Annotated in this window: 20 protein-coding genes; 4 read left to right on the plus strand and 16 right to left on the minus strand. The window is 65.5% G+C overall.

The window, feature by feature from the left end; all coding sequences use genetic code 11:
- Positions 1-157 precede the first annotated feature (157 nt).
- Entirely contained in the window at positions 158-1,345 is a 1,188-nt protein-coding gene (locus tag ABZW74_RS11975; protein ID WP_240860640.1) for an ATP-grasp domain-containing protein, read from the plus strand.
- Here ABZW74_RS11975 and ABZW74_RS11980 read toward each other — a convergent pair.
- Positions 1,308-2,738, minus strand: coding sequence for an amidohydrolase family protein (locus ABZW74_RS11980; protein ID WP_355276402.1), 1,431 nt, complete (start codon positions 2,736-2,738; stop codon positions 1,308-1,310). The genes ABZW74_RS11975 and ABZW74_RS11980 overlap by 38 nt on opposite strands.
- Positions 2,739-2,814: 76 nt before the next feature.
- On the opposite strand from ABZW74_RS11980, the gene ABZW74_RS11985 reads away from it, so the two are divergent.
- Complete coding sequence (locus ABZW74_RS11985) at positions 2,815-3,000, plus strand: hypothetical protein (protein WP_355276404.1); 186 nt, start codon at positions 2,815-2,817, stop codon at positions 2,998-3,000.
- Between the two features lie 7 nt (positions 3,001-3,007).
- Here the strand turns inward: ABZW74_RS11985 and ABZW74_RS11990 are convergent, their stop codons facing one another.
- The 3 genes from ABZW74_RS11990 to ABZW74_RS12000 all read right to left on the minus strand — a co-directional run bounded on the left by ABZW74_RS11990 (position 3,008) and on the right by ABZW74_RS12000 (position 7,641).
- Complete coding sequence (locus tag ABZW74_RS11990; protein ID WP_355276406.1) at positions 3,008-4,681, minus strand: SulP family inorganic anion transporter; 1,674 nt, start codon at positions 4,679-4,681, stop codon at positions 3,008-3,010.
- A 5-nt stretch (positions 4,682-4,686) separates the two neighbouring features.
- A complete protein-coding gene (locus tag ABZW74_RS11995) occupies positions 4,687-6,582 on the minus strand; it encodes an alkyl sulfatase dimerization domain-containing protein (protein WP_355276408.1) in 1,896 nt (631 codons plus the stop codon).
- A 69-nt stretch (positions 6,583-6,651) separates the two neighbouring features.
- Positions 6,652-7,641: a TIGR00341 family protein gene (locus ABZW74_RS12000; RefSeq protein ID WP_355276410.1), complete on the minus strand. Its 990-nt coding sequence runs from the start codon at positions 7,639-7,641 to the stop codon at positions 6,652-6,654.
- 107 nt (positions 7,642-7,748) lie between these two features.
- Here ABZW74_RS12000 and ABZW74_RS12005 point away from each other — a divergent pair, with 107 nt between their 5' ends.
- Positions 7,749-9,344: an MFS transporter gene (locus ABZW74_RS12005; protein ID WP_355276412.1), complete on the plus strand. Its 1,596-nt coding sequence runs from the start codon at positions 7,749-7,751 to the stop codon at positions 9,342-9,344.
- 159 nt (positions 9,345-9,503) lie between these two features.
- Positions 9,504-9,635: a hypothetical protein gene (locus tag ABZW74_RS12010; RefSeq protein ID WP_355276414.1), complete on the plus strand. Its 132-nt coding sequence runs from the start codon at positions 9,504-9,506 to the stop codon at positions 9,633-9,635.
- Between the two features lie 123 nt (positions 9,636-9,758).
- Here ABZW74_RS12010 and ABZW74_RS12015 read toward each other — a convergent pair whose 3' ends face one another.
- The 12 genes from ABZW74_RS12015 to ABZW74_RS12070 form a co-directional block, all read right to left on the minus strand.
- Positions 9,759-10,355, minus strand: a complete 597-nt coding sequence (locus ABZW74_RS12015; RefSeq protein ID WP_355276416.1) for a pyridine nucleotide-disulfide oxidoreductase — start codon at positions 10,353-10,355, stop codon at positions 9,759-9,761.
- A 115-nt stretch (positions 10,356-10,470) separates the two neighbouring features.
- Positions 10,471-11,103, minus strand: coding sequence for a TetR/AcrR family transcriptional regulator (locus tag ABZW74_RS12020; RefSeq protein WP_240860652.1), 633 nt, complete (start codon positions 11,101-11,103; stop codon positions 10,471-10,473).
- 96 nt (positions 11,104-11,199) lie between these two features.
- The gene (locus ABZW74_RS12025) at positions 11,200-11,877 is read right to left on the minus strand and encodes a TetR/AcrR family transcriptional regulator (RefSeq protein ID WP_240860655.1); all 678 of its coding nucleotides are present in this window, start codon (positions 11,875-11,877) and stop codon (positions 11,200-11,202) included.
- 191 nt (positions 11,878-12,068) lie between these two features.
- Positions 12,069-12,773: an ABC transporter ATP-binding protein gene (locus ABZW74_RS12030; RefSeq protein ID WP_240860656.1), complete on the minus strand. Its 705-nt coding sequence runs from the start codon at positions 12,771-12,773 to the stop codon at positions 12,069-12,071.
- On the minus strand, positions 12,773-13,618 hold the full coding sequence (locus tag ABZW74_RS12035; protein WP_355276419.1) for an ABC transporter ATP-binding protein: 846 nt from the start codon (positions 13,616-13,618) through the stop codon (positions 12,773-12,775). Before ABZW74_RS12035 ends, ABZW74_RS12030 begins: the two co-directional genes overlap by 1 nt.
- Positions 13,611-15,629, minus strand: coding sequence for an ABC transporter permease (locus ABZW74_RS12040; protein WP_240860658.1), 2,019 nt, complete (start codon positions 15,627-15,629; stop codon positions 13,611-13,613). Before ABZW74_RS12040 ends, ABZW74_RS12035 begins: the two co-directional genes overlap by 8 nt.
- Positions 15,630-15,747: 118 nt before the next feature.
- A complete protein-coding gene (locus ABZW74_RS12045) occupies positions 15,748-17,001 on the minus strand; it encodes an ABC transporter substrate-binding protein (protein ID WP_240860659.1) in 1,254 nt (417 codons plus the stop codon).
- Between the two features lie 231 nt (positions 17,002-17,232).
- The gene (locus tag ABZW74_RS12050; protein WP_355276421.1) at positions 17,233-18,369 is read right to left on the minus strand and encodes an FAD-dependent oxidoreductase; all 1,137 of its coding nucleotides are present in this window, start codon (positions 18,367-18,369) and stop codon (positions 17,233-17,235) included.
- Between the two features lie 4 nt (positions 18,370-18,373).
- Positions 18,374-19,258 carry a DUF1295 domain-containing protein gene (locus ABZW74_RS12055; RefSeq protein ID WP_355276423.1) on the minus strand — a complete coding sequence of 295 codons (885 nt, stop codon included), beginning with the start codon at positions 19,256-19,258 and terminating at the stop codon, positions 18,374-18,376.
- A 27-nt stretch (positions 19,259-19,285) separates the two neighbouring features.
- Positions 19,286-20,200 carry an LLM class flavin-dependent oxidoreductase gene (locus tag ABZW74_RS12060; protein ID WP_240860663.1) on the minus strand — a complete coding sequence of 305 codons (915 nt, stop codon included), beginning with the start codon at positions 20,198-20,200 and terminating at the stop codon, positions 19,286-19,288.
- A 13-nt stretch (positions 20,201-20,213) separates the two neighbouring features.
- Positions 20,214-20,612, minus strand: coding sequence for a DUF427 domain-containing protein (locus tag ABZW74_RS12065; protein WP_240860665.1), 399 nt, complete (start codon positions 20,610-20,612; stop codon positions 20,214-20,216).
- A gap of 85 nt (positions 20,613-20,697) precedes the next feature.
- Positions 20,698-22,215: an MFS transporter gene (locus ABZW74_RS12070; protein ID WP_240860667.1), complete on the minus strand. Its 1,518-nt coding sequence runs from the start codon at positions 22,213-22,215 to the stop codon at positions 20,698-20,700.

The raw sequence follows: 22,215 nt of genomic DNA on the forward strand, positions 1-22,215 counted from the left end.
GTCATCGGCTACTGGGTCCCCACGCCCACCTATTCTCCCGGGTGCCCCCGACAAATCGGACACCGACGAGCAACCTAGCAACACAACGGCGAGCGCTGTACTGGATATTCCGCTGCCCTACATAATCTCTACACGCCCTCGGTCTACACTCGCCCCGGTGCACTCCTTCCAACGCGCGCACGAGCGGGATTCTCGACGCGTCCTGATCACTTTCGGCCGGTCATTCCTCACCCTGGAGCTGGCGCGGTTGCTGGCGGCCGGTGGCCATCGCGTCACCCTCGTGGACAGCATTCCGATCGGCGTCGGGCGCTTCTCCAATGCGGTGTCGTCGTTTCATCGAGTGCCGCCACCGAAGTTCGCTCCTCGCGAGTACTGTCACGCGCTGGCCCGGATCGTCGAGGCCGAGAAGATCGACCTGCTGATCCCGATCCACGAGGAAACCGACATCATCGCGATGATGACCGACATCTTCGGCCCTGAATGTCAGTTGTTCCTTTCAGATTTCGAGCTCGAGAACCGTCTTCACCACAAGTACGAGTTCCAGCGATTCCTCACCGAGCGTGGAATCCCGACCCGCAAGTACGCCCAGGTGATCGGCCCGGAAGATGTTCCGGGACTGGACTTCACGGCCCCATTCGCGCTGAAGAAGGTGTACTCACGCGGATCTCAGAAGGTACACAAGGTGATTCCCGGTGAACCGCTGACCTGGCTCGAGCACGACGCCGACAACCCGTGGATCGCACAGGAATGGGCGTCGGGGGACAAGTACTGCACCTACTCGGTCTGCCACGAAGGCCGCGTCCGCGCCCACGCGACCTATCCGGTGGACTATGCGATCGACGGCAGTTCGTGCCTCAACTTCACGTCGGCGCGGCACGAGGGAATCTTCTCGTGGGTCACCGATTTCGTGGCCGACATCGGTTTCACCGGGCAGATCGGCTTCGACTTCATCGAAGACGAGAATGGACTGTTCTGCATCGAGTGCAATCCCCGCGCGACGAGCGGCATCATGATGTTCTCGCCACACAATCGCGTCGACCGCGCCTTCTTCGACGACGACCCGGACGCACCCGTCATCGAGCCCGACGCCGACGTCAACCGGATGATCGGCCTCGGCATGCTGCTCTACGGCTGGCGTCGAGCAGGACGGGGGGACAACACGATTCGTCAGTTCTGGCGAGACTTCCGGTCATCCGACGACGTGATCACCTGCCGCGGCGACGAGAAGCCGGCCATCATGTTGCCCATCGCCTATGCGGGCATCCTGCGCAGTTGCTTCCGCTACAAGGTCGGTCTGGCCGAAGGATTCATGCACGACCACGAGTGGGATGGTCATCGGATCTGAGCTCGACGCGGCGTCCGGCGACATGCACTTCGGTGATCGCGGGTTCGCGCAGACCCATGAGCAGCGCGAACAACAGTTGGTCACGCGCGTGGGCCGGATCGTCGGACCGGATACCACCCTCGATGGTCGCGGCCAGGGGCGGCCACCGGTCGGGTTCGATGACCAAGAAGTCGGCGTCCTTGCCGACGTCGAAGTTGCCGAACCGGTCCTCCATGTCGAGTGCACGTGCCCCGGCGAGAGTGCCGGTGAACAGCAGTTCGGCTGGGTGTAGCGAGACGCTGTCATCGCCCGGTTCGGTGATGTGGACCTTGAACGCGTCCGACAGCACCCGCGAGATCAGCCACTCGTCACCCGCACCAACATCCGTGCCTGCGGCCACGGTCACCCCGGCGGCGATCGTCCGTTTCCACGGCATCGTTCCCGAACCCAGGAACAGTTGGGAGACAGGGCAATGCGCGATCGACGTGCCGGTTTGCGCCATCCTCGCGAGTTCGGTGTCGGTGCAGTGCACCGCGTGCGCCATGATGGTCCGACGCCCGAGCAGCCCGGGTCCGCCGACCGCCGACCCCGGCAGGAACTTGCCGTCGTAGGTGTCGAGGTACGACTCGACCCCGAAAAGTGCTTTCACCGTGTCGATTTCACCGGTTCCCGGCCGGTTGTTCTCGTTGAGATGGCTGTGCACGTAGACGCCGCGGTCCCGTACGTCGTCGTAGAGCTCCCCGAGGGACCTCAGCGTGTGCGTGGTGACCGAGAGGGAGAACCGGGGGACGATCGCGACTTGGAGATGCGCGGTGCGCGGATTCCCGGTGTCCGCGCAGTGCCAGCGGGCAATCTCCTCGGCGGTCAACGCGATCGCGTCGGATTCGGAAGTGATGAGGGAGGCGGCGGTCTCGGGGCCGGCGGTCTGGATGCCGCGGCCGCTGACGATGCGCAACCCCGCGCGCTGGGTCTCGGCGAACAACGCATCTTGCGCGGCCGGGAAGGCCGACCCGAACACCATCGCGGCCGTGGTGCCCGAAGCGATCCGGCGGTCGGTGAAGTCGCGTGCCGCCTGTTGCGCGAACTCCGGATCGGCCAGACGTGCCTCTGCCGGGAAGATGCAGTTGTTGAGCCACTCCAGAAGCTGGCCGCCGCCATACGCGTCGGTCGAGTAGACCTGTGGGAAGTGGATGTGGGTGTCGACGAATCCGGGCATCAGAAATGCGGAGCCGTGGTCGATCACCACCTCGCCGGGCAGCGTCGGCCGCTCGGCGCGCGGACCGCAGTACTCGATGGTCCCGGTGTCGGACACCACGAGTGCGCCGTCGGGCAATTCGACGAGCGCATCAGCGGCCCGCTCGACGGTCGGTGACCCGGCGATGTGGAAGATGTGCCCGAGGTGCGTCGTACTCACTCGAACCACACAAGCACAGGTTGGGCCGTTCGGCTCGACGGGAGACAACCACGGTGAGGGGAGTAGACTCCCCGGCATGAAACGCAGGATTTCGCTGAGTGTTGCCACCGTGGCCGCCGCGTTCGGGCTGGCCCTCGCCGCTCCCGCCGTCGCCTCGGCGTCGCCGACCGGTCAGGCGCCTGCCCCGACACCGGCCGTTGGTTCGCTGTCGATCTGCTTCGGCGTGCCGATCGGACCGATCAGCATCTCCATCTGCATCTGACGGACGATCAGCCGTCGTCGGAGCCCTGCGGTGCGGCCAGCCATTGCTGTGCTTCGGCATAGGCATCGTCGAGCGCTTCGAAGATCGTTCCGGTGGCCATGAAGATGGCCTCCTCACCTATCTCCTCGGTGAAGCCAGATCGCTGAAGTCGTTGAGCGAGTGGCGGTGTCACGCCCGCGATGATGAATCGTCCACCCTTGTCCCGTAGCCGTTTCGCTTGGGCCCGAAGCAGCTTCTGCAGCGTAGTGGACGGCACGTCGGGCAGTGTGCGAACGCTCAGGATGAGTACGCTTCTCGAACTGTCGTCGCCGACGCGTGGCCAGGATTCGGCGAGGCGGGGCACCTCCGCGAACAGCGCGACACCGGAATGGTGCAGGACGGTGATGCGCTCGGCCGGGAAGGTGTCGGGGACGTCGGCGACCGTCCACCCGTCGTCGTCGCGGACCAGTGAGATGAGGCGGGCCGACCGGGCAGCCTGCACGCAGTAGAGGATCAGTGAGACGGCGGCGCCGATCAGGATTGCGTCCTGCAGGGGGAATTGTGTGGTGATGACGAAGGTCAGGACCATCGCGACGGCGCTCAGCGGTGCCGTCCGGACCACGAGCATGATGTCGGGCCATCGTCCGGCGACCAGCTCGCCGCCGATGACGATCAGCAATCCGCCGATCACGGCCATCGGGATGAACTCGGCGACCGAGCCGACCAGCAACACGAGCACGATGAGCCAAGCGCCGGCGAAGATTCCTGCCCAGCGGGTGGCCGCTCCCGCTGATACCGCGACGCCGGTCCGCGACAGTGAACCGCCGACCGGTAGCGAGCCGAAGAATCCGCCGACGAGGTTACCCGCACCCTGCGCGGAGAAATCGCCAGAAGCGTTGGGGCGTGAGCCGTCCGGGTTGGGAACGGCCGCCGAGATGCCCGCGGCCTGCGCCAGTGCGACCAGCGAGATGGCCAGCGCGCCCGGCAGCAGTTCGGGCAGTTTCGACAGGTCCGGCATGGTCAGCGGAGGCAAGTGACTGGGGACAGCGGCGATGTCGCCGACGGTCTCGACGTCGGTGTGCAGGATGGCGGTCACCACGGTCACGACAACGAGCGAGAGGAGGGTCGCGAAGGATTCGATCCGTTTGACGAGTCGGAGTGCGGCCCACGCCGCCACGGTCGCGCCGGCCACCACGAGCGGGGCGATCTCCCAGTCACCGATGTGGGCGACGGCGTTGACGAACTTCCCGACGGTGTTGTGAACGCTGGGGTTGTATCCCGTGACATCCTTGATGACTCCCGCGACGATCTGCACCGCGATGCCAAGCGTGAAACCGGTCATCACCGCGCCCGACACGAAATCCATTGCGGCACCGAATCGCAACACACCGAACAGCAGCATAATGATGCCCACCGCGATGGTGAGCATCGCGATGTTCTCCACGCGGGTCGGGTCGAGACCGGCCGAGTCCAGAACACTCTTCGCCGACAGGGCGATCGCGCTGGTGAGTGCGGTGACCATGAGTACGGTGCGGGCGAACACCGACGACACGAGCGTCGGCAGCATGCCGGAGTACAAGCCGGTGACCGGGTTGAAGCCGCCGATGCTGGCGTAGGCCATGCCCTCCGGGATCGAGAACAGCGCAGTTACCAGCCCCGACACCGCGTCTGCGGGCCGGGGCCGGGACAGCTTGATCCGCATTCCGATCAGGGCGTCACCATGGCGAAATCGGGATCCGGGTTGTCGAGGTAGCCGACGAGTTCGACGAACGGCTCGACCGGCCCGGACACCGTCACCGAACCGCCGTCGATCGCGTCCTGAAGACCCACCGCACCGAGTACGATGCCGAGGAGTGCCGTCCTGGGCAAGGTGAATACGGTGGCTGCGGGTTCGGCCCCGTCCGGGAGTTCGTGGTGCACGAGGACACCGTTGCGCAGTTCGGTGCGGTGGGTGACACCCGCGTCGGACACGATCCAATCCAGCGTGATGTGTGCATCCCAGGCCGCCGGTCCGTTGACCCGGAGCGCAGCTGCGTCGAAGAGTTGTTCCACCGACAGCGCGCCGACGATATCGGGGGCCGCCGTGGTGGTCGGAGTGCCGACCGGACCGTTGCGCAGCTCGTACGCGCCCATGAGGAAGAAGTTGCGCCAGGTGCCGTTTTCCGACCCGTAGCCGAGCTGCTCGAGAGTGTCGGCCTGTAGTGCCTTGGCGCCGGCATTGGACGGGTCGGCGAAGATCACATAGTTGAGAACCTGTGCGACCCAGCGGAAGTCGCCGTTGTCGAAGTATTCGCGGGCCTTGCGGATCACCTCGTCGGCGCCACCCATGAACTCGACGTGGCGCTTGGCCGACTCGACAGGCGGGTGCTCCCAGAGTCGTGCGGGATTGCCGTCGAACCAGCCCATGTAGCGCTGGTAGATCGCCTTCACGTTGTGGTTGACCGACCCGTAGTAGCCGTGGGTGTGCCACACGTTCTCCAGTGCGGGCGGGAGCTGGATGTCCTCGGCGATCTCGATGCCGGTGCGGCCCTGGTTCAGCATCCGCAGGGTCTGATCGTGCAGATAGCCGTAGAGATCCCGCTGCTGAGCGAGGAATCCGGTGAGTTCGTCGGTGCCCCACGTCGGCCAGTGGTGCGAGGCGAACAGGACGTCGCTGCGCCCGGCGAACGTGGTGATCGATTCGGTCAGGTACTTCGACCACACATGTGGGTCACGCACCAGAGCGCCGCGGAGCGTCAGCAGGTTGTGCAGGGTGTGCGTGGCGTTCTCGGCCATGCACAGCGCGCGCATCTGTGGGAAGTAGAAGTTCATCTCCGCCGGCGCCTCGGTGCCCGGCGTCAGCTGGAACTCGATCTCCACGCCGTCGATGGTCTCGGTCTGTCCGGTTGTGGTGATGTCGAGGGTCGGCAGGATGAGCGTCGGCGTACCGGTCGAGGTGGACTGTCCGAGACCCGCACCGATCGCACCCTGCGGTCCACGCGGCAGCGCAGCACCGTACATGTACGCGGCGCGTCGGCCCATAGCCGTTCCCGCATAGACGTTCTCGGCAACCGCATGTTCGACCATGCCCGACGGGGCGACGATCACGCAGTCGCCGGCATCGACGGACTCCTGGGTCGTCACACCTTTGACGCCGCCGAAATGGTCGATGTGGGAATGGGTGTAGATGACCGCCGTGACGGGCTTGTCACCACGGTGTTCACGGTAGAGGGCCAGCCCGGCTGCAGCGGTCTCCGCCGAGATGAGCGGATCGATGACGATCACACCGGTGTCGCCCTCGATCAGTGTCATATTCGAGAGATCGAGGCCTCGGATTTGACAGATGCGATCGGTGACCTCATAGAGCCCGTGGCGCGCAACGAGTTCCGACTGCCGCCAGAGGCTGGGATTCGCGGTGGGTGGGCAGTCCTCGGCGAGGAAGTCGAATTCGGCACAGTCCCACACCGGCTTTCCGTTGTCGTCGGTGATGACCGCGGTGTCGAGGGCTGCGATGAATCCCTTGGTCGTCGCGTCGAAATCGGCGGTGTCGGAGAACGGCAAATCGCTTCGAGCTTGCGCGTTGGCGTCGGAAATTGCTGCGGTGGCGGCCTCGGGGCTACCCATGCTGATCACCTCGATGTGGATTGCGGTTGTTCTTCAATCCGTACTACACGAGTCTGGGCACCGAGGTGCTCAGCTCGCCGACTCTCGTTGCCCGGTGGTGTGGATGACCACCACTTCCGGACTCCACGGCACCAGATCGTCGACCGTTTGTTGCAGCGTGTTCACCGGTGGTAGTTCTCCTGGCGCAAGCACACTCACGGTCACCGTCTGCCCACTCCAGCTCACGCCGGTGACCTCGGCGTTGGTGGCGCCGCCGGCTTCGAGCCACGAGGTGGTGGCCGTCGCAACCTGCCTGGCCCACAACGACGTCAGCGAGTTGATCACCATCGGAACTGCAACCACCACCAGCGCTGCCGCCAGCACGAGGTAGGCCCGCCGCGCCGGATGTCGTTGTCCCTCAGCGGCCTCCGCGATCGCCTCGCGACCGTAACTGGCGACCGTGAGGACGAGCACCCCGGTGATGACCATGGCCACGACATTCGACGCGAACAGGACAAAAGCGCCGAGCGCCAACGACGGTGCGCCGGAGCCGAGGCAGACACCCACCACACCGAGCGGCGGTACGAGCGAGATGGCGATGGCCACGCCCGGCAGTACGTCGCCGACGTCGCGGCGGGTGATGGCGATCGCTCCTGCGAAGCCGGTCGCGATGGCGGCAAGCAGATCCACGATCGTCGGCGAGGTCCGACCGAGCACCTGCGAGTTCGACAGGACATTGGTGGGATTCGGGAGCAACTGGGCAATCACGACGCCCAGCAGGGTCACCAGGACGACACCGGCCAGCACATAGCCGACGCTGTGCAGGATGAGTTTGCCGCGGGCGGTCACGATGCCCAGCCCGATGCCCAGGATCGGGGTCGACAGGGGAGCCACGATCATCGCTCCGATGACCGTCGCGGTGCTGTCGGCGACCACACCCGACACGGCGATGATCCCGGACAACGTGAGCATGATCCAGAACGCGGACCGCTTCGAGGAACTGTCGCCGACCGAGAAATCGAGCCGATCGGTCAGCTCGTCAAGAGTTCGACGCTGTGTTGGCGGGATGAGTGCGAGCATGGCCGACCTTTCGACACACAAGTGAGCCCCACGGGCCCGACCGACCTTAGCAACGCCATACCGAAAGTATGGTGTTTCACCAGCCCTTCGCGTCGTAGGCTCTCCACGTGACCTCGACAACCGACACCGTCGACGCAGGAACCGCGCCCCCCAAGGCGAAGCTGGTGCTGACCGCGCTGATACTCGTCGCGGGCGTCGCCAACATCAACCTCGCCGTGGCCAACGTCGCGCTCCCGGACATCGGCAAGGAGCTCGACGCGAGTTCGACGCAGCTCAACCTGATCGCCGTCGGCTATTCGTTGGGCTTGGCCTCGTCGGTCCTGTACTTCGGTGCGCTCGGCGATCGCTACGGCCGCAAGATGATGGTCCTCATCGGTATGAGTCTCACCATTCCGGCGTCACTGGTCGCGGGTCTTGCGGGCAATTTCGAGGTGCTGTTCGGGGCGCGGTTCGTCGGCGGTATCGCCGCGGGTCTCGCCTTCCCGACGACGCTCGCGGTGATCACCGCGCTCTGGTCAGGCCCGCGGCGTACCAAGGCGATCGCCGCATGGTCCGCGATCGGTGGGGCGATCTCGGCGATGGGTCCGCTGCTGTCGGGTGCACTGCTCGAGGTCTTCGACTGGGGTTCGGTGTTCCTGGTGACGCTGCCCTTGGCGTTGGTCGCGCTGGTCGCGGCCTGGCGGCTGATCCCGTCCGACGGTGGCGACGACGCCGCGCCCGTGGACAATCTCGGTGGCGTGATGTCGGTACTCATGGTCGGGGCGCTGGTGCTCGCGTTGAACTTCGCTCCCGACGCGGACATGCGGACCGTCGTGCTGATCCTGTTCGGCGTCGCCCTGATCGCCGTGGTGGCATTCGTGTTCCGCCAGCTTCACGTGCGGGTTCCGCTGTTCGACTTGCGGATTGCGTCCCGTCGGACGTTCTGGGTGGCCGCGGTCGGTGGCCTCATCGTGTTCGGCACCCTGATGGGTGCGATGTTCATCGGCCAGCAATTCATGCAGAACGTGCTCGGCTATTCGACGCTGGCGTCGGGCGCCACGATCCTCGTCGGCGCCGCGGCGATGATCGTCGCCGCGCCGCGGTCGGCAAAGCTGGTGGAGGCCAAGGGTTCCCGATTCACGCTGCTGTGCGGCTATACCTCCTGCATCATCGGTCTGCTGTTCGCGATGCTCACGTGGGACGAGAACGCCCAGTTCTGGCATGTCGCCACGGTGTACCTCTTCGTCGGACTCGGGGTCGGCCTGGCCGGCACCCCGGCGTCGCGGTCGTTGACCGGCTCGGTGCCCGTTCAGCGCGCGGGTATGGCGTCGAGCATGTCCGACCTGCAACGCGACCTCGGCGGCGCCATCCTGCAGTCCATCCTGGGTGCGATTCTCACTGCGGGATACGCGAAGTCACTGACCGAACAGATCTCCGACTCGCCGAATGCCGACCAGGTGACCAGCCAGACCGAGGCCGCGCTGACCAAGTCGTTCTCCAGCGCCGAGGTACTGGCGGAACGATATCCGCAGTATCAGGATCAGATCATCACTGCGGCGCGCGACGCGTTTGTGCACGGTGACACCCTGGCCTACGGCGCGGCAGTGCTCATCGTGTTCGCCGGCGCCCTGGTGATGTTCTTCGGCTACCCCAAGCACGACCAAGAACGCGAAGCGATGAAAAAGTATGCGGCAGAGCGCTTGTCAGAAGTCGCCGCCGACTGATCCTTCCCCTCCCTCGGGCACCTCTTCCGCTCCCTGAGGTGCGCCCTTCGATACGCTCGCAGGCTCGCTACTCACGACGCCGACGCGCTGGGCGTCCCCGACGATCCGCTCGCCCAGGTGCTGGCGCGGGTCGGACCGGTTCTGTCCCTTGTACAGCCGATGCGCACCATTGCCTTCGGTGGTCGCGCGCGACTGACTGCGCGCGCCTACCGCATCCGCGACGCGGAGATGACACGGATGCGGTCGGCCTACGATGTCACTCACGACCTGGTCGACGCCGATCCGCACTGAATCGCCGAGGGCGGCAACCACAACGGTCGCCGTGAGGTGCCGCCGAGGGAAATATGCCCTCGGCGGCACCTCAGGCGGACCGTTGTAGACGGTTACTCGCCGGCGCACACCTGACACGCGACCCTAGGCCGTCACCGGACGCAGGCAATAGCCGATCGACGACGGCTGCTTGAACGACCACTTGGTCTGCTCCGTCGTGCAGGACACGGATTCGTCTGCGCGGGTGACCGATTGGGCGACGATCGTCGAGTCCTTGGCGGTGGTTCCGCAGTCGACCTTGCGGTAGTCCACCAGACTCCCACCCGAGAGTGGGATCTGGTAGCACGACGTGGTCTCGAAATTGGGTGTCATGCACAGCTTCTTGTCGCCGTCGGCAAAGGTGAGTGTTGACGTGTTCTTGCTTCCGCACTGCGCGTTCTCGGAGATGATCTCGGCCGCGTAGAACGACAGTCCGTCGGTGGTGTCGCAGTCGACCTTGGTCGCCTTGACCTTTCCGCCGTCGAGGCTGTCGCCGATCTGCAGACACTCGCCGATCGAGATGTCGTCGGAGTTCTCGACGGCGTCATCGTCGCCGATGCTGAAGCTGCACGCGGCCACAAGGGCGAACGACATGCAGGCCAGCGTGACGGCGCCGCTACGGGCGAGTCGCCACATCGGCCGCGGCGAGCGCGGCGCGTCGTCGATGTAGGTGATCGCCTCGGATGTGGTGTCGGTGTTCATGGTGGGTCCTTTCGGTGTGGTGTTGCCGAAAGGATCGCTGGCGTCGCTTGGAGACAACTTGAGATCTGCTTGTGCGCGTGCGTGAGCGTTCCGCGGAACGCCCTTCCGCCGCTACTCAGTCACCCATCGACGCGTCGATGGCTTGCAGTTGCTCGGCGCGGACGTCGCGGAGTACGGCGAGGGTGGCGGTGACGGCGAGATCGCAGGCGGCGTCGATGTCGGCGCCGTCGACAAACAGCGCGCGATGGGCGACGTCGAGGCTCATCACCAGCAGCAACGACGCGAGGGTATCGGCGCTGGCGGCGATGTGCGCGCCGCGTTCCGCATAATTCTTGCGCAGCCGTGCCGCGATCCGCGGCTCAAGCGCCGCGTAGAGGCGGCGCCCGGCCGGGTCGTCCTGATCCTCCCGGTGGCCGATGAGGAGCCGCAGACCATCGGGGTTGCGTCGGGCGTATTCGAACAGCGATTCCACGGTGTAGCGCGCGCGGGCGCCGTACTGCATCTCTTCGCTCTCGTCGTACACGGCGAACATGAAGGTGGTGAACTTGTCGAGTTCTCGCTCGATAACCCGGGTGACCAGCGCGTCCCGCGACCCGAAATGGGCGTACAGGGTGACCCGGGTGGTGTCTCCGCGTTCGGCGATCATGTCCATCGTCGATCGTTCGGCCCCGACTTCGGCGATGACGCCACACGCGGCATCGAGCAGTTCGTCATCGGTCGGGCGGTTACGTGTGCTGCGATGGGGCACCGGTCACCTCCAGACCGTGGATCGAGGTGTGCTGACGCGTGCCATTTGCCCATGATGCAGGCGATCGCAGGACCCTGCCACTTCGGTATCGCACGCTCAACTCCGCGACAGCGACTCGTCGAGGGCCCGCAACTGTTCGGGACGGACCTCCCGCAGGACGGCGAGTACGGCGGTCACCGCGAGTTCGCTCGCCGCGTCGATGTCGGCGCCGGTGACGAAGAGCGCACGGTGGGCGACGTCGAGCACCATCCCGAGCAGCAGCGACGCGAGCGCATTGGCACCGGCGCCGATGTCGGCGCCGACCTCCGCGTAGTTCTGTCGAAGCCTCGAGGCGATCTTCGGTTCCAACGCCGCATAGATACGACGGCCCGGGGTGTCGTCGCGACCGTCGCGGTGGCCGAGAAGAACGCGCAGGCCGACGGGGTTGTTGCGGGCGTAGTCGAACAGTGCCTCCACCGTGTAGCGCGCGCGTGGGCCGTGCTGCATGCCGTCGCTGTTGTCGTACACGCCGAACATGTAGCCCGCGAAGGCGACGAACTCCCGCTCGATCACTTTCTCGACCAACGCATCTCGCGAACCGAAGTGGGCATACAGGGTCACCCGGGTGGTGCCACCCCGATCGGCGATCATGTCCATCGTGGTGCGTTCGGCACCGACCTCACCGATGACTTCTGCTGCAGCCGTGAGCAACTCGTCATCAGTAGGCCTGTTCCGCGTACTTCGGTGACTTCCCCCGTCGCTTCGCTCGCCCCGGCCGCTCTCCGCTCTGGCCACGCTGCCTCCTGCGGTTGGTCGACTCGGTCCTGGTGGTGTGTCTCAGAAATTGGTAACTAGTCTCCGGCGTTCGATCGACGCCTGGCTGCGTTGTCGTCGGTCACGATAGCGCCGCTATCACTCTCTCCTCCGCCTGGCCAGATCGCCGACCGCTCCACCGGATACTGGTCACCACTTTCCGAGACACACCACTAGCGGCCGAAGTAGGCGTCCTCGACGCGGTCGCGGTTGGCCTTGAGCTCACTCGCCGACGCCGACAACGCGACCCGCCCGTGGTGTAACACCACCGCGGAATCGGCAATGCCGAGTGCGAGATCGATGTGTTGCTCGACGAGGACAACGGCCATGTTGTGGTCATCGGCGATGGCGCGCAGCCGTGGCAACAGATCCTGCACCGCGATGGGCGACAGGCCGAGACTCATCTCGTCGATGAGCAGGACCTGCGGTCCGGTGAGTAGTGCCTTCGCGAGTGCAAGCATCTGCTGCTCACCGCCCGACAGGTTGCCGCAGCGTCGTGACCGCATCGTCTTCAGCTTGGGAAAATAGTCGAACACGGCGTCGATCTCCATGCCGCCCTTGCGCTTGGCGAGTCGCAGGTTGTCGGAGACCGAGAGGCGGTGGAAGACGCCGCGGGTGTCGGGGACCAGAGTGATGCCGCGTCGAGCGTTGCGTTCGATCCGCCGATCGATGGGCTCGCCGAGCGCACGCACATCGCCGGCCATCAACGGCAGTGCCCCGACCGCAGCCAGCAGCGTGGTGGTCTTTCCCGACCCATTGGGACCCAGCAGAGCGAGAATCTCGCCGCGCCGGACCGAGGCGCTGAGACCGCGCACCGCTGGGACGCCACCGTATCCGACGGTGATGTCGGACAACTCGAGTCCTGTTGCCTCACTCATTATTTGCCTGCCTCTGCTTCGCTTTCGGCGCCGGTGATACTCGGCCCGCTCGCTTCGCTCCCGGCGCCGGGCACGACGGTGCCGGTGCTCGCATCGACTTCCGGACTGCCGAGATACGCCGCGACCACCGCTTGATCGGCTTGGATCTCCGACGGTGTGCCGCTGGCGATGACGCGTCCGAAGTCGAGGACGTAGAGCCGGTGGCAGACGTCGAGCACCAGCGACATGTCGTGGTCGATCAGCAAGATGCCGATGCCGGTGGCGGCGATACGGCGCAATTCCGCTCCGAATTCCACACTTTCGTGGGTGTCGAGTCCGGCGGCCGGTTCGTCGAGGAGCAGCAGGCGCGATCCGCCGACCAGCGCTCGGGCGACGCCGACCAGTTTCTGCTGACCGAGGGTGAGCTCGCCGGGTTTGCGTCCGGCGACGCCGTGCAAGCCGACGAGATCGAGTGCTTTGCTGATGGTGTCGGCGGGCGGCCTGGAGCCGTTGATGACGTCGGAAAGCATGGCACGCAATCCGACTGGCTGGATCGCTACCGCCAGATTCTGTTCGACGGTGAGGTCGGTGAACAGTTCGCCGGCCTGCCAGGTGCGGGCCATGCCGGCTCGACGACGGCGGTGGGGGCCGGCCTTCTCCAGTTGGGTTCCGTCGAGGGTGACCGTCCCGGACGCCTTGGTGAATCCGGTGACGGCGTCGACGAAGGTCGTTTTGCCTGCGCCGTTGGGTCCTATCAGCCCGACGATCTCGCCTGCACCGACGGTGATGGACACATCGGAGTTGGCAACCACACCACCGTATTTCACGGTGAGCGCGGTGGTGTCGAGAAGTGCTGCGTCAGACATGGGCACCTGCCTCGGAAGTGGTGGGCGTTCCCGAGGCATCCGGCGGCGGTGGGGCTTGCTGCGGTGGTTGCTCGGGATGGTGGCGGAAGTGTTCGACGACCTTGTGGACCGCGCCGGCCACACCTTCGGGATTCAGGACGGCCATCAGCAGCAGGCTTCCGGCCGCGAACACCTCGTAGTACTGACCGAGTTCGAGGGTCTGGTGCATGAAGACCCAGCCGATGCCGAGGGGGCCGATGATGCCGGCGATCACGGCGCCGGCAAACGAGGTGATGCCGCCGACATAGGTCATCGCCAGCAGGGTGAGCCCGATGATGACGGTGAACGATCCGCCGGAGATCTGCCCTTCCCGGTAACCGATGAGGCATCCGCCGATGCCGGCGAGGAATGCCGACAAGGCGAAACCGAGGAGTTTGGTTGCGGCGACGTTGATTCCGACCGAGGCGGCCGCTCGTTCGTTGGACCGCACCGCGAGGAATGCGCGGCCCGTCGAGCCACCCATGAACCGCAGCACGACGAGCGTGGCGATCGTGACGATGATGAGCACCAGGAAGGAGAACCGCAGGGTCAGAATCGTGGTGCCGTCGCGTGCGCCGAGATCGAGACCGAACAGTGCTGGGTCCTCGATGAGATTGCCCTTGAACGAGTCGGTGAGAGCCGGGTTGTTGAAGATGAAACTCTGGATCGCCAGTGCGGCAGCAAGAGTGACGACGGCGAGTTGCGCACCGCGGATTCGGAGCGCGGGGATGCCGACGAGGATGCCCAGGAATGTCGCGATGAGCGCGGCGAGAATCATGTCGAAGGGGAACGGCACATTCCAGTTGGTGGTGATCTTCGAGAGCGCGAATCCGGCGGCACCGGCGAATGCCATACTCGCCAGCGAGATCTGGCCGAGATAGCCGGTGAGCAGCACCAGCGAGAGCGCGATCAGCGACAGGATGATCGACGTGGTGACACCGATCCGCCACGACCCGTCGGTCATCACGATCGCGACGACAGCGATCGCGAGAATCACGATCGTGTGGATGGGACGGATCCGCGGAATGCGCACGGCGGGCAACCGTACTTCGCCCAGCGAACCGCGCGACGGGATCCGACCGCCCATCGCGAACAGGGCGACGATGATGACGACGAACGGGACGGCATCCCCGATCCCGGATTGCGCCCAGTCCGGCCACCAGTCCTTGGTGGTCAGCCAGGCGATGACCGATTGGAACGACCCGAGTACGAGTCCGGTGGCGCAGGCGACACCGAACGAGGTGAGTCGGCCCAGCAGCGCGACGGCCAGTGCCGGGATGACGAAGAACGTGTAGGTGGTGACGGTCAGCCCGATGGTCGGAGCGGACAGAATGGCGATGAGACCGGTTGCGGCGCCGGTGATTCCCCAGACGATGCCGGCCAGTCGGTCTGGCGAGAAACCGGTGAGCCGGGTGGCGAGTTCGTCCTCGGAACCGGCCCGCGTTGCGACCCCCCACGTCGTCAGCCGGAAGTAGGCCCAGAAGAGTGCCGCGATCACGATGGCGACGCCCGCCAAGATGAGGTCCGACACATTGATCACGGTGTCGCCCAGGTGAATGGTGTTCTTGGGCAGGATGTCGTCGGCTTCGAGATCCTCGATGTCGAAGCGCAGCTGAACGAGTGCTTGCAGGAAGAGCATCAGGCCGACCGATGCGACCACCTGAGCCAGCACGGGGGCGCGCCGCAGCGGTCGGAACACCAGGAAGTGCGCGAGCAGCGCCCAGATGATGGCGCTCAGAATGCCGATGGCGATCGCCAATCCCATTGGCGTGGGGTGCTTTGCGGTGCCCAGGTACAGCGTGCCGATGGGTAGGACGAGGCTACCGTCGGTGCGGAGTGCGGCAACGACGTACACCGAGTACAGTCCGATCGCGCCCTGGGCGAAGTTGATGATCCCGGTGGCGGCGTACACGCCGACCAAAGATGTTGCGAGTACCGCGTAAATGGCGCCCAAGGCGAAGCCGAGGACGGCGAATTGCAGCAGCTGACCCATGCTTGTCACTCATTCGTTCTTGCCACAGAGGGTGGCGGGACTTGACGATGATCGCGGCCGGGCAGGGCGAGGGTCGCCCCACCCGGCCGCGATGAGAAATCGGTCGGAACCGATCTGACTACGCTGCGCCGGGGATCTTGGCCAGCGCGGCGGGCAACGGGGTGATGAAGCCGCCGGTGACCGGTTGGGTCTTGTTGTTGGCGACCACGTCGAACAGCAGCATCTCGGTGGTGCAGTTCGGCGAGGTGGCCTTACCGCAGTTGGCCAGCTTGGGTCCCAGGAAACTCTGGTAGTCCTTGACGGCCTTCAGGGCGGTGAGCACGACGGGCCCGGTGATGTCGGTGACCTTGGCGGCGTTCAGGATGTTCGCGAAGTCGGCCAGGATCGAGAAGGTGCCGTATCCGTAGAAGCCGGCATTGCCTTCCTGGTTGTCGATGAACTTCTGCGCGGTCGCCAGGTTGGTCTTGGCCGGCTCCGGCGCCGAATCAGCTGACGGCGGCTGCCAGATCGGCGAATACGTCTGTGCGCCAACGGCTTGGTCGCCGAGTTCACTGATGAAGTCGGTACATGCGGCCAGGAAGATGGTGCCCTTGTAGTTGATCGAACGCAGCGATTCGGCCAGCTTGGTGCAGGTGGAGTCCATCGGGGAGGTCATCAGACCGGTCGCAGCCGGATTGCCGTCGGCCAGCGTCGATGCCAGCTGAGTGAAGTTGGGGCCGGTTGCCGGGTAGTAGATGGCGTCGACCTTGATGCCGAGGAGCGCACCCATCGGCTTGAGTAGCTGGTCGAACACCACGTGAGCTTCCGGCAGATCGGCATTCGCGAGCTTCAGCGAGGTCTTGCCTGCCGCCTTCAGCTGCTGCATGAATCCGACGAGGAATGCCGCCGGCGGCGGTCCGAAGTACACGCGGTTCGCCGTCTGGGCGCCGGTGGTCAGGTTGAACGGGATCTGCCCGACGAGGGGGATACCCGCGGCCGTCAGTGTTTTCAGCGCCGCGGCCGACTGCGTGTTGTACGCGTCGATGGCGGCTACCACGCCCTGCTCCTGGAACTGGGTGGCGCAGGCGCTGGTCGATTCGGGGCTGGCCTGGTCGATGCCACAGTCGACGATCTCGATCGGTCGGCCGTTGATGCCGCCGATCTGGTTGTTGATGTAGTCGACGGCCGCGTTCTTGCCCACGGTCACACCGGGCTGCGGAACCGCTCCCAGACTGGGATTGAAAAGGCCGATCTTGATGGCATCACCGGACGCCTTGGTGCCGTTCTCGGCTGCGGAACCACCGCTGTCATCGTCCTGACTACAGGCTGCGAACGACAAGACGCAGGCCGCGGCCACGGCCATCGCGGCAACTCGACGGGCTCTCCAACGCATGAATGGTGCCTTTCCACTCTGATTCCGGGCACGACGAATCAGCCCGGCGGGGCTACAAGAAATTGGGTTGGATTTCGCCGTCCGCCCAGCTAGACGACGCTGGCGGTCGGTGAGCCCAGACCGGATGTGATGTGGGCCACTCGAAAAATATCCCGCCCTTACGCGCGTGTCAAGCTGTTTGTCCGAATTCGATGGCGGGTGGTTTCGGGCCCCTTCAGGGCTTTTTCTGGGTCAATTGTCCGCTCGCGGTTGCTCATCGATTTCCGGCCGGATGCCGCCGTAAATCCCACGGTGAACAATCCACGGCCAGAGCACTGTCTTGATCGACCAACCGGGGAAGCGAAACGCGCGGCCGTTGGGTGCGAACACCTCCAGCCCGTCGGGCTGCGGTCCGAGGACAGATCCCCACCGGCGCCGAGGCGGCCGGTACTCGCGCAGCCGCCGTCCGGCCAGATGTGCGCGCACATTGTGGGCGACAAGGCGGTCGGCACGATTGCGCGCGGACGACCGCAGCGGGTCGGTCGCGGCGACGTCACCGACCGCGAACACGTTGGGATGACCGGGAACTCGAAGGTCCGCGTCGACCCTGACGAAGCCGTCGTCGTCGAGAAGATCGGCGGGCAGCCATCCGGCGTTGGGTTGTGTCCGGCCGATCGCCCAGATGATCGCCTCCGCGGTTGCTGGCGACTGGCCGGTGGTCCACTCGATGGTTCCGGAGTCGATGTGATCGAGTGGCCCGCCGGTGGGGATCACCGCGCGATGCCCCGGATGCATCCGAACCCCAGCAGCGGCCAGACGCCGGCGGACCCGCGACCACGTTCGCCGGTGATGGCCGGTGAGTGCGGTGTCATGCGGGAAGTACAGGTCGACGGTCTTCTCCGGCCAGCCGAGGGCGATGTTGGCTGCCGCGCTCACGGCCGACGCCCCACCGCCCACCACCGCAACCGACGCGGCGTCTCGAATACGCCGATGGTTCTCGCTCAGTTGGTCTTTCACGGCTTGTGCCGTCTGGAGATCCGGGTTGCGCCAGAATCCGTTTCGGGCGCCCGTGGCAATGATCGCGACGTCGAATCGCTCGACGCGGTGTTCGTCGTCGGGCCCGACGAGTTCGATTGTGCGAGAGCCCAGATCGATTCCGACGACCGATGCGCGGATGATGGTCGCCTTGTCGAGCCGGCGGTAGCGGCCGTAGTCGACGTCGTACTCACGCGACCACTCCTGGGGCCGGGCCAACCGCATCCCGAGTTCCTGCCCACTCACGAGGCCCTCCTTGGTGGAGATCCCGACCACCTCGACATGCGGCGAAAGGTGTATGGCGCACAGGGTTCCGGTGTCGCCGAGCCCGACGATCACCACGCGTGCGGTCACGTGTTCAGGCCTCGACCCGATTGCGTGGCGGTCGGGGCAGAAACACCGACACCCGGGCGACGACATCGGCGTAGGCGGGCCGGCGGTCGAGGCTGCGCTGTTCCATCATCGGGATGCTCGCGCCCAGGAACATGGCGAGCATGGCGGCCGCGCCCGCGAACATCCACCACCAACTGGTCGGCGCAACCGCGATTCCGAACAACGCCAACGCAACCCAGAAGGAGAACTCGCCGAAGTAATTCGGATGCCGAGACCAGCTCCAGAGTCCGCGGTCCATCACGGCTCCCTCGGTCGCCGAGCGGGTGAAGCTCTGCAACTGCCGGTCGGCGACAGTTTCGAGCGTGATCGCCGCACCGCCGACGGCAAACGCCACCCAGGTCAACCACCCGATCTCGTCGGCGGAATGCGTCACGGCCACATAGACGGGCAGCATGCCGAGAAACACTTGCAGCGTCGGAATCACATGGATGGCAACGAGATCCACGACGAACTCGCCTCGTCCGGCGCGGGCGCGCAGCATCGGATAGCGCCAGTCCTCGTGATGCAGGCCGGGGAACGTGCGCACCCAATTGGCGGTCAGGCGTATCGCCCAGACGAAGACGATGATCGCGACCAGCCAGCAATGCACCGCGTCGAGGCCGGCATCGCCGCGTGCCCACCAGAACACCAGCAGCAGCGGCGGGATGACGCTCCAATAGGCGTCGTAGAAGCTCGAATTGTGGTGCACTCGACTGAATCCGAAGATCAGAATGGTGGCCAACAGGTCGGCGATCAGCGTGTCCAGCCAGAGTTGTCCGGTCTCTGGTCCCCACAGCAACCACGCGAGCCCGACGGCAACGGCGACCACATAGGCGAGGCTGATCCTTAGAAATGCTGACGATCTCGACACCACTGGAACCCTATAGCCACTCCGTGGTCACGCGTCGGCGAATTCGCGCGCAACTGAAGCAACGTCGCGCAGCTGGCCCGGGTCTGCGTCGGTCGGGATGAGAACGACCTCGTCGGTGCCGATCTCGGCGAACGCCTGCAGGGTCTGGGCAAGCTGCGCGGGCGTTCCGGCGAAGCCGGTGGTCGGTGCCATCGCGTCGACGAAGTCGGCCGGAATCCAGTTCATGTAGTGGCGCAGGTGTCGGTGTATCTGTGTGCGGGGTATCTGGGCGCGGGCCCGATCCTCGTCGCCGAGGGCGAACCAGAACGAGGTGGCCAGGTGCGGGTGCGGCTTGTCGAGTTCGGACCAGGATCGCAGTGCGACGTCGAAGAGTTGGCGCTGCTGGCCGACATCGAGGTCCAGGGTGACCCCGGCGACCCCCGACGCCCAGTGCGATGCGCTGCGAATCGTTCGGGGTCCCGTGGTTCCGACATGCAGTTCGGGGCCGCCGGGTCGCGTCGTCGGTGGGCCGACCGGGCGGACCGAGTCGGTGACGTGTTCGCCTGCCCACACCCGGCGCATGATCTCGACGGCGTCGGCCATTCCGCGCATGGTCTGGGTGGCAACGTCCGCGCCGACGGCTCGGTAGTCCTCGTGCCGTCCGCCCACGCCGAGACCCACCGTCAGTCTTCCGTCGCACAGCATGTCGCCGGTCGCCAGTGCTTTGGCGAGCATCACGGGGTCGTGGAGTTGTGGCACCACAACCGTGGTGACGAGCCGAACGCGATGCGTCCAGGCGGCCAACGCCCCCAAGAGGGTGAGCGCATCGGGATTGTCGAAGGCTATGCGCTCTCCCCAGCACAGTGACGAGAACGGACCCGCGTCGATGGTCTCGGCCCACGTGCGCAGGAGTGTCGCGTCGAGGCCGGGTTCCATCACCGGCATTGTCATCCCGATCTGCATGTGTGCGAGTCGGTCAGCGCTGTCGATTCGGCGCGCCGGCCACGAGTTCGATGTCGACCACATCCGGATAGAACGCCACGTGCCCGGCGATCTCCGACACGGCTGCATGTGGCTCGTCGTAATACCAAACCTTGTTGTCCCGCAAGGTGTCAGCGTCGGTGCGCAGTCCGTGGTAGTGCGCCACACCCTTGTACGGGCAGTAGGTGGTGTGCGCGCTTGCTGTGAGTAGATCCGCGCCGACCGCGTCCCGGGGGATGTAGTACACCGGGGGATAGGACGACTCCTGCAACACCAGGGCGGCGTCGGTGACCGCGACGACAGTGTCCCCGGCCGTCACGCGGACGGTTCCCGGTGCGGGCGAGATGGTGATCGGATGGCGCGCATCCGGAATGAGTACTTGACGGTCGGTCATGGCGGGTCCCTTCGGCATACAGCGGCCACCCGCCCGAGCGTACGCCCGAGCGGGTGGCTGTTGCGGAGGGATTCACACAGAGGGATCACGCAGCCACGTGGACCGCGTTCTGGGTTTCGTCACCCATGTCGGATGCCTTCAGGCGCATCATGAACACTGCGACGATCAGTGCCAGGACGAAGAAGCCTGCGCCCCAATAGAATGCGACGTCGTAGCTGTAGATGCTCGCTTCCTTGAAGGCGGCCGAACCGATCGGGGCCTGGCTTCCGGGGTGGCGGGCCAGAACCTGCGCGACGATGGTGGACAGGAGTGCGAGACCCACCGAGCCGCCGATCTGCTGGCCGGTGTTGAGCAGCGCACTGGCCACGCCGGCGTCGCGCTCCTCGATGCGATGCAGGGCCACCGACTGCATCGAGACAAAGATCAGTCCCATGCCGCCGGCGATCAGCACCTCGGCGGGCAGGACATTCACGAGCCATGTGCTGTCGGAGTCGAGTTGCGCGAGGTAGAGCAGTCCGACGATGCCGAGCACGGTGCCGGTGATGGTCGGGATGCGCGGCCCGATCCGTGGCAGAAGCGAACTCGCGATACCGGCGGCGACGATGATCGCGGCCGGGAACGGGAGAAAGGCGATCCCCGCGTCGAGTGGCTTGTAGCCCAACGTGTTCTGCATGTAGTAGCTCAAGAACATGAACACCGCGAACATCGGGATCGGGATGATCAGCGACAGCAGATAGGCGCCTCCACGATTGATCTCACCCGGAATCCGCAGCGGCAGAAGTGGATTGGCTGATCGGCTCTCGATGAAGACAAAGGCCGACAACAGGGTTGCGGAGAGCACGAACAAAGTGATCGTCGACGCCGACGACCAGCCGGCTTCCGCCGCCCGGGTGAAGCCGTACACCAGGCTGATCAGGCCGAGGGTGGCGGTGAATGCGCCGGGGAGGTCGTAACCGCGCCCGCGAGTAGCGGGCAGGTCGCGGGCAACGAGGACCACCGCGCCGACCGCCGCGATCACCGCGATCGGAGCGTTCACCAGCAACGTCCACCGCCACGAGAGGTACTCCGTGAGGGCGCCGCCGGCGATCAGGCCGATGGCCGCGCCGCCGCCGGACACCGCGGCATACACGGCGAATGCCCGTGCACGTTCCTTCTGTTCGACGAAGGTGACGGTGATCAGTGACAGTGCTGCCGGAGCGAGGATCGCGGCGAACGCCCCCTGCAGGGCGCGGCCGCCGAAGAACGACACGCTGTCCCAGGCCAGTCCGGCCAAGGCGGACGATGCCGCGAAGCCGACCAGGCCGATGAGGAACATGCGTCGTCGGCCCAGGTAGTCGGCGAGGCGGCCACCGAGCAGCAGCATTCCGCCGAAGATCAGGGTGTATGCCGTCATCGCCCACTGACGGTTGGCGTCGGAGATCTCGAGGTCGACCTGGGCGAACGGGAGGGCGATGGTGACGATCGTGGCGTCGAGCACCACCATCAGCTGGGCGAGGGCGATGACGCCCAGCGCCCACCATCGGCGATTGGAGTGGTCGATGACGACGTCGTCATCGATCCGTGGTTCGGGTGGGGATGCTTGCAGGACTTGAGTTTCCGTCAT

The organism is Gordonia sp. NPDC003585, from assembly GCF_040610755.1.
Classification (GTDB): domain Bacteria; phylum Actinomycetota; class Actinomycetes; order Mycobacteriales; family Mycobacteriaceae; genus Gordonia.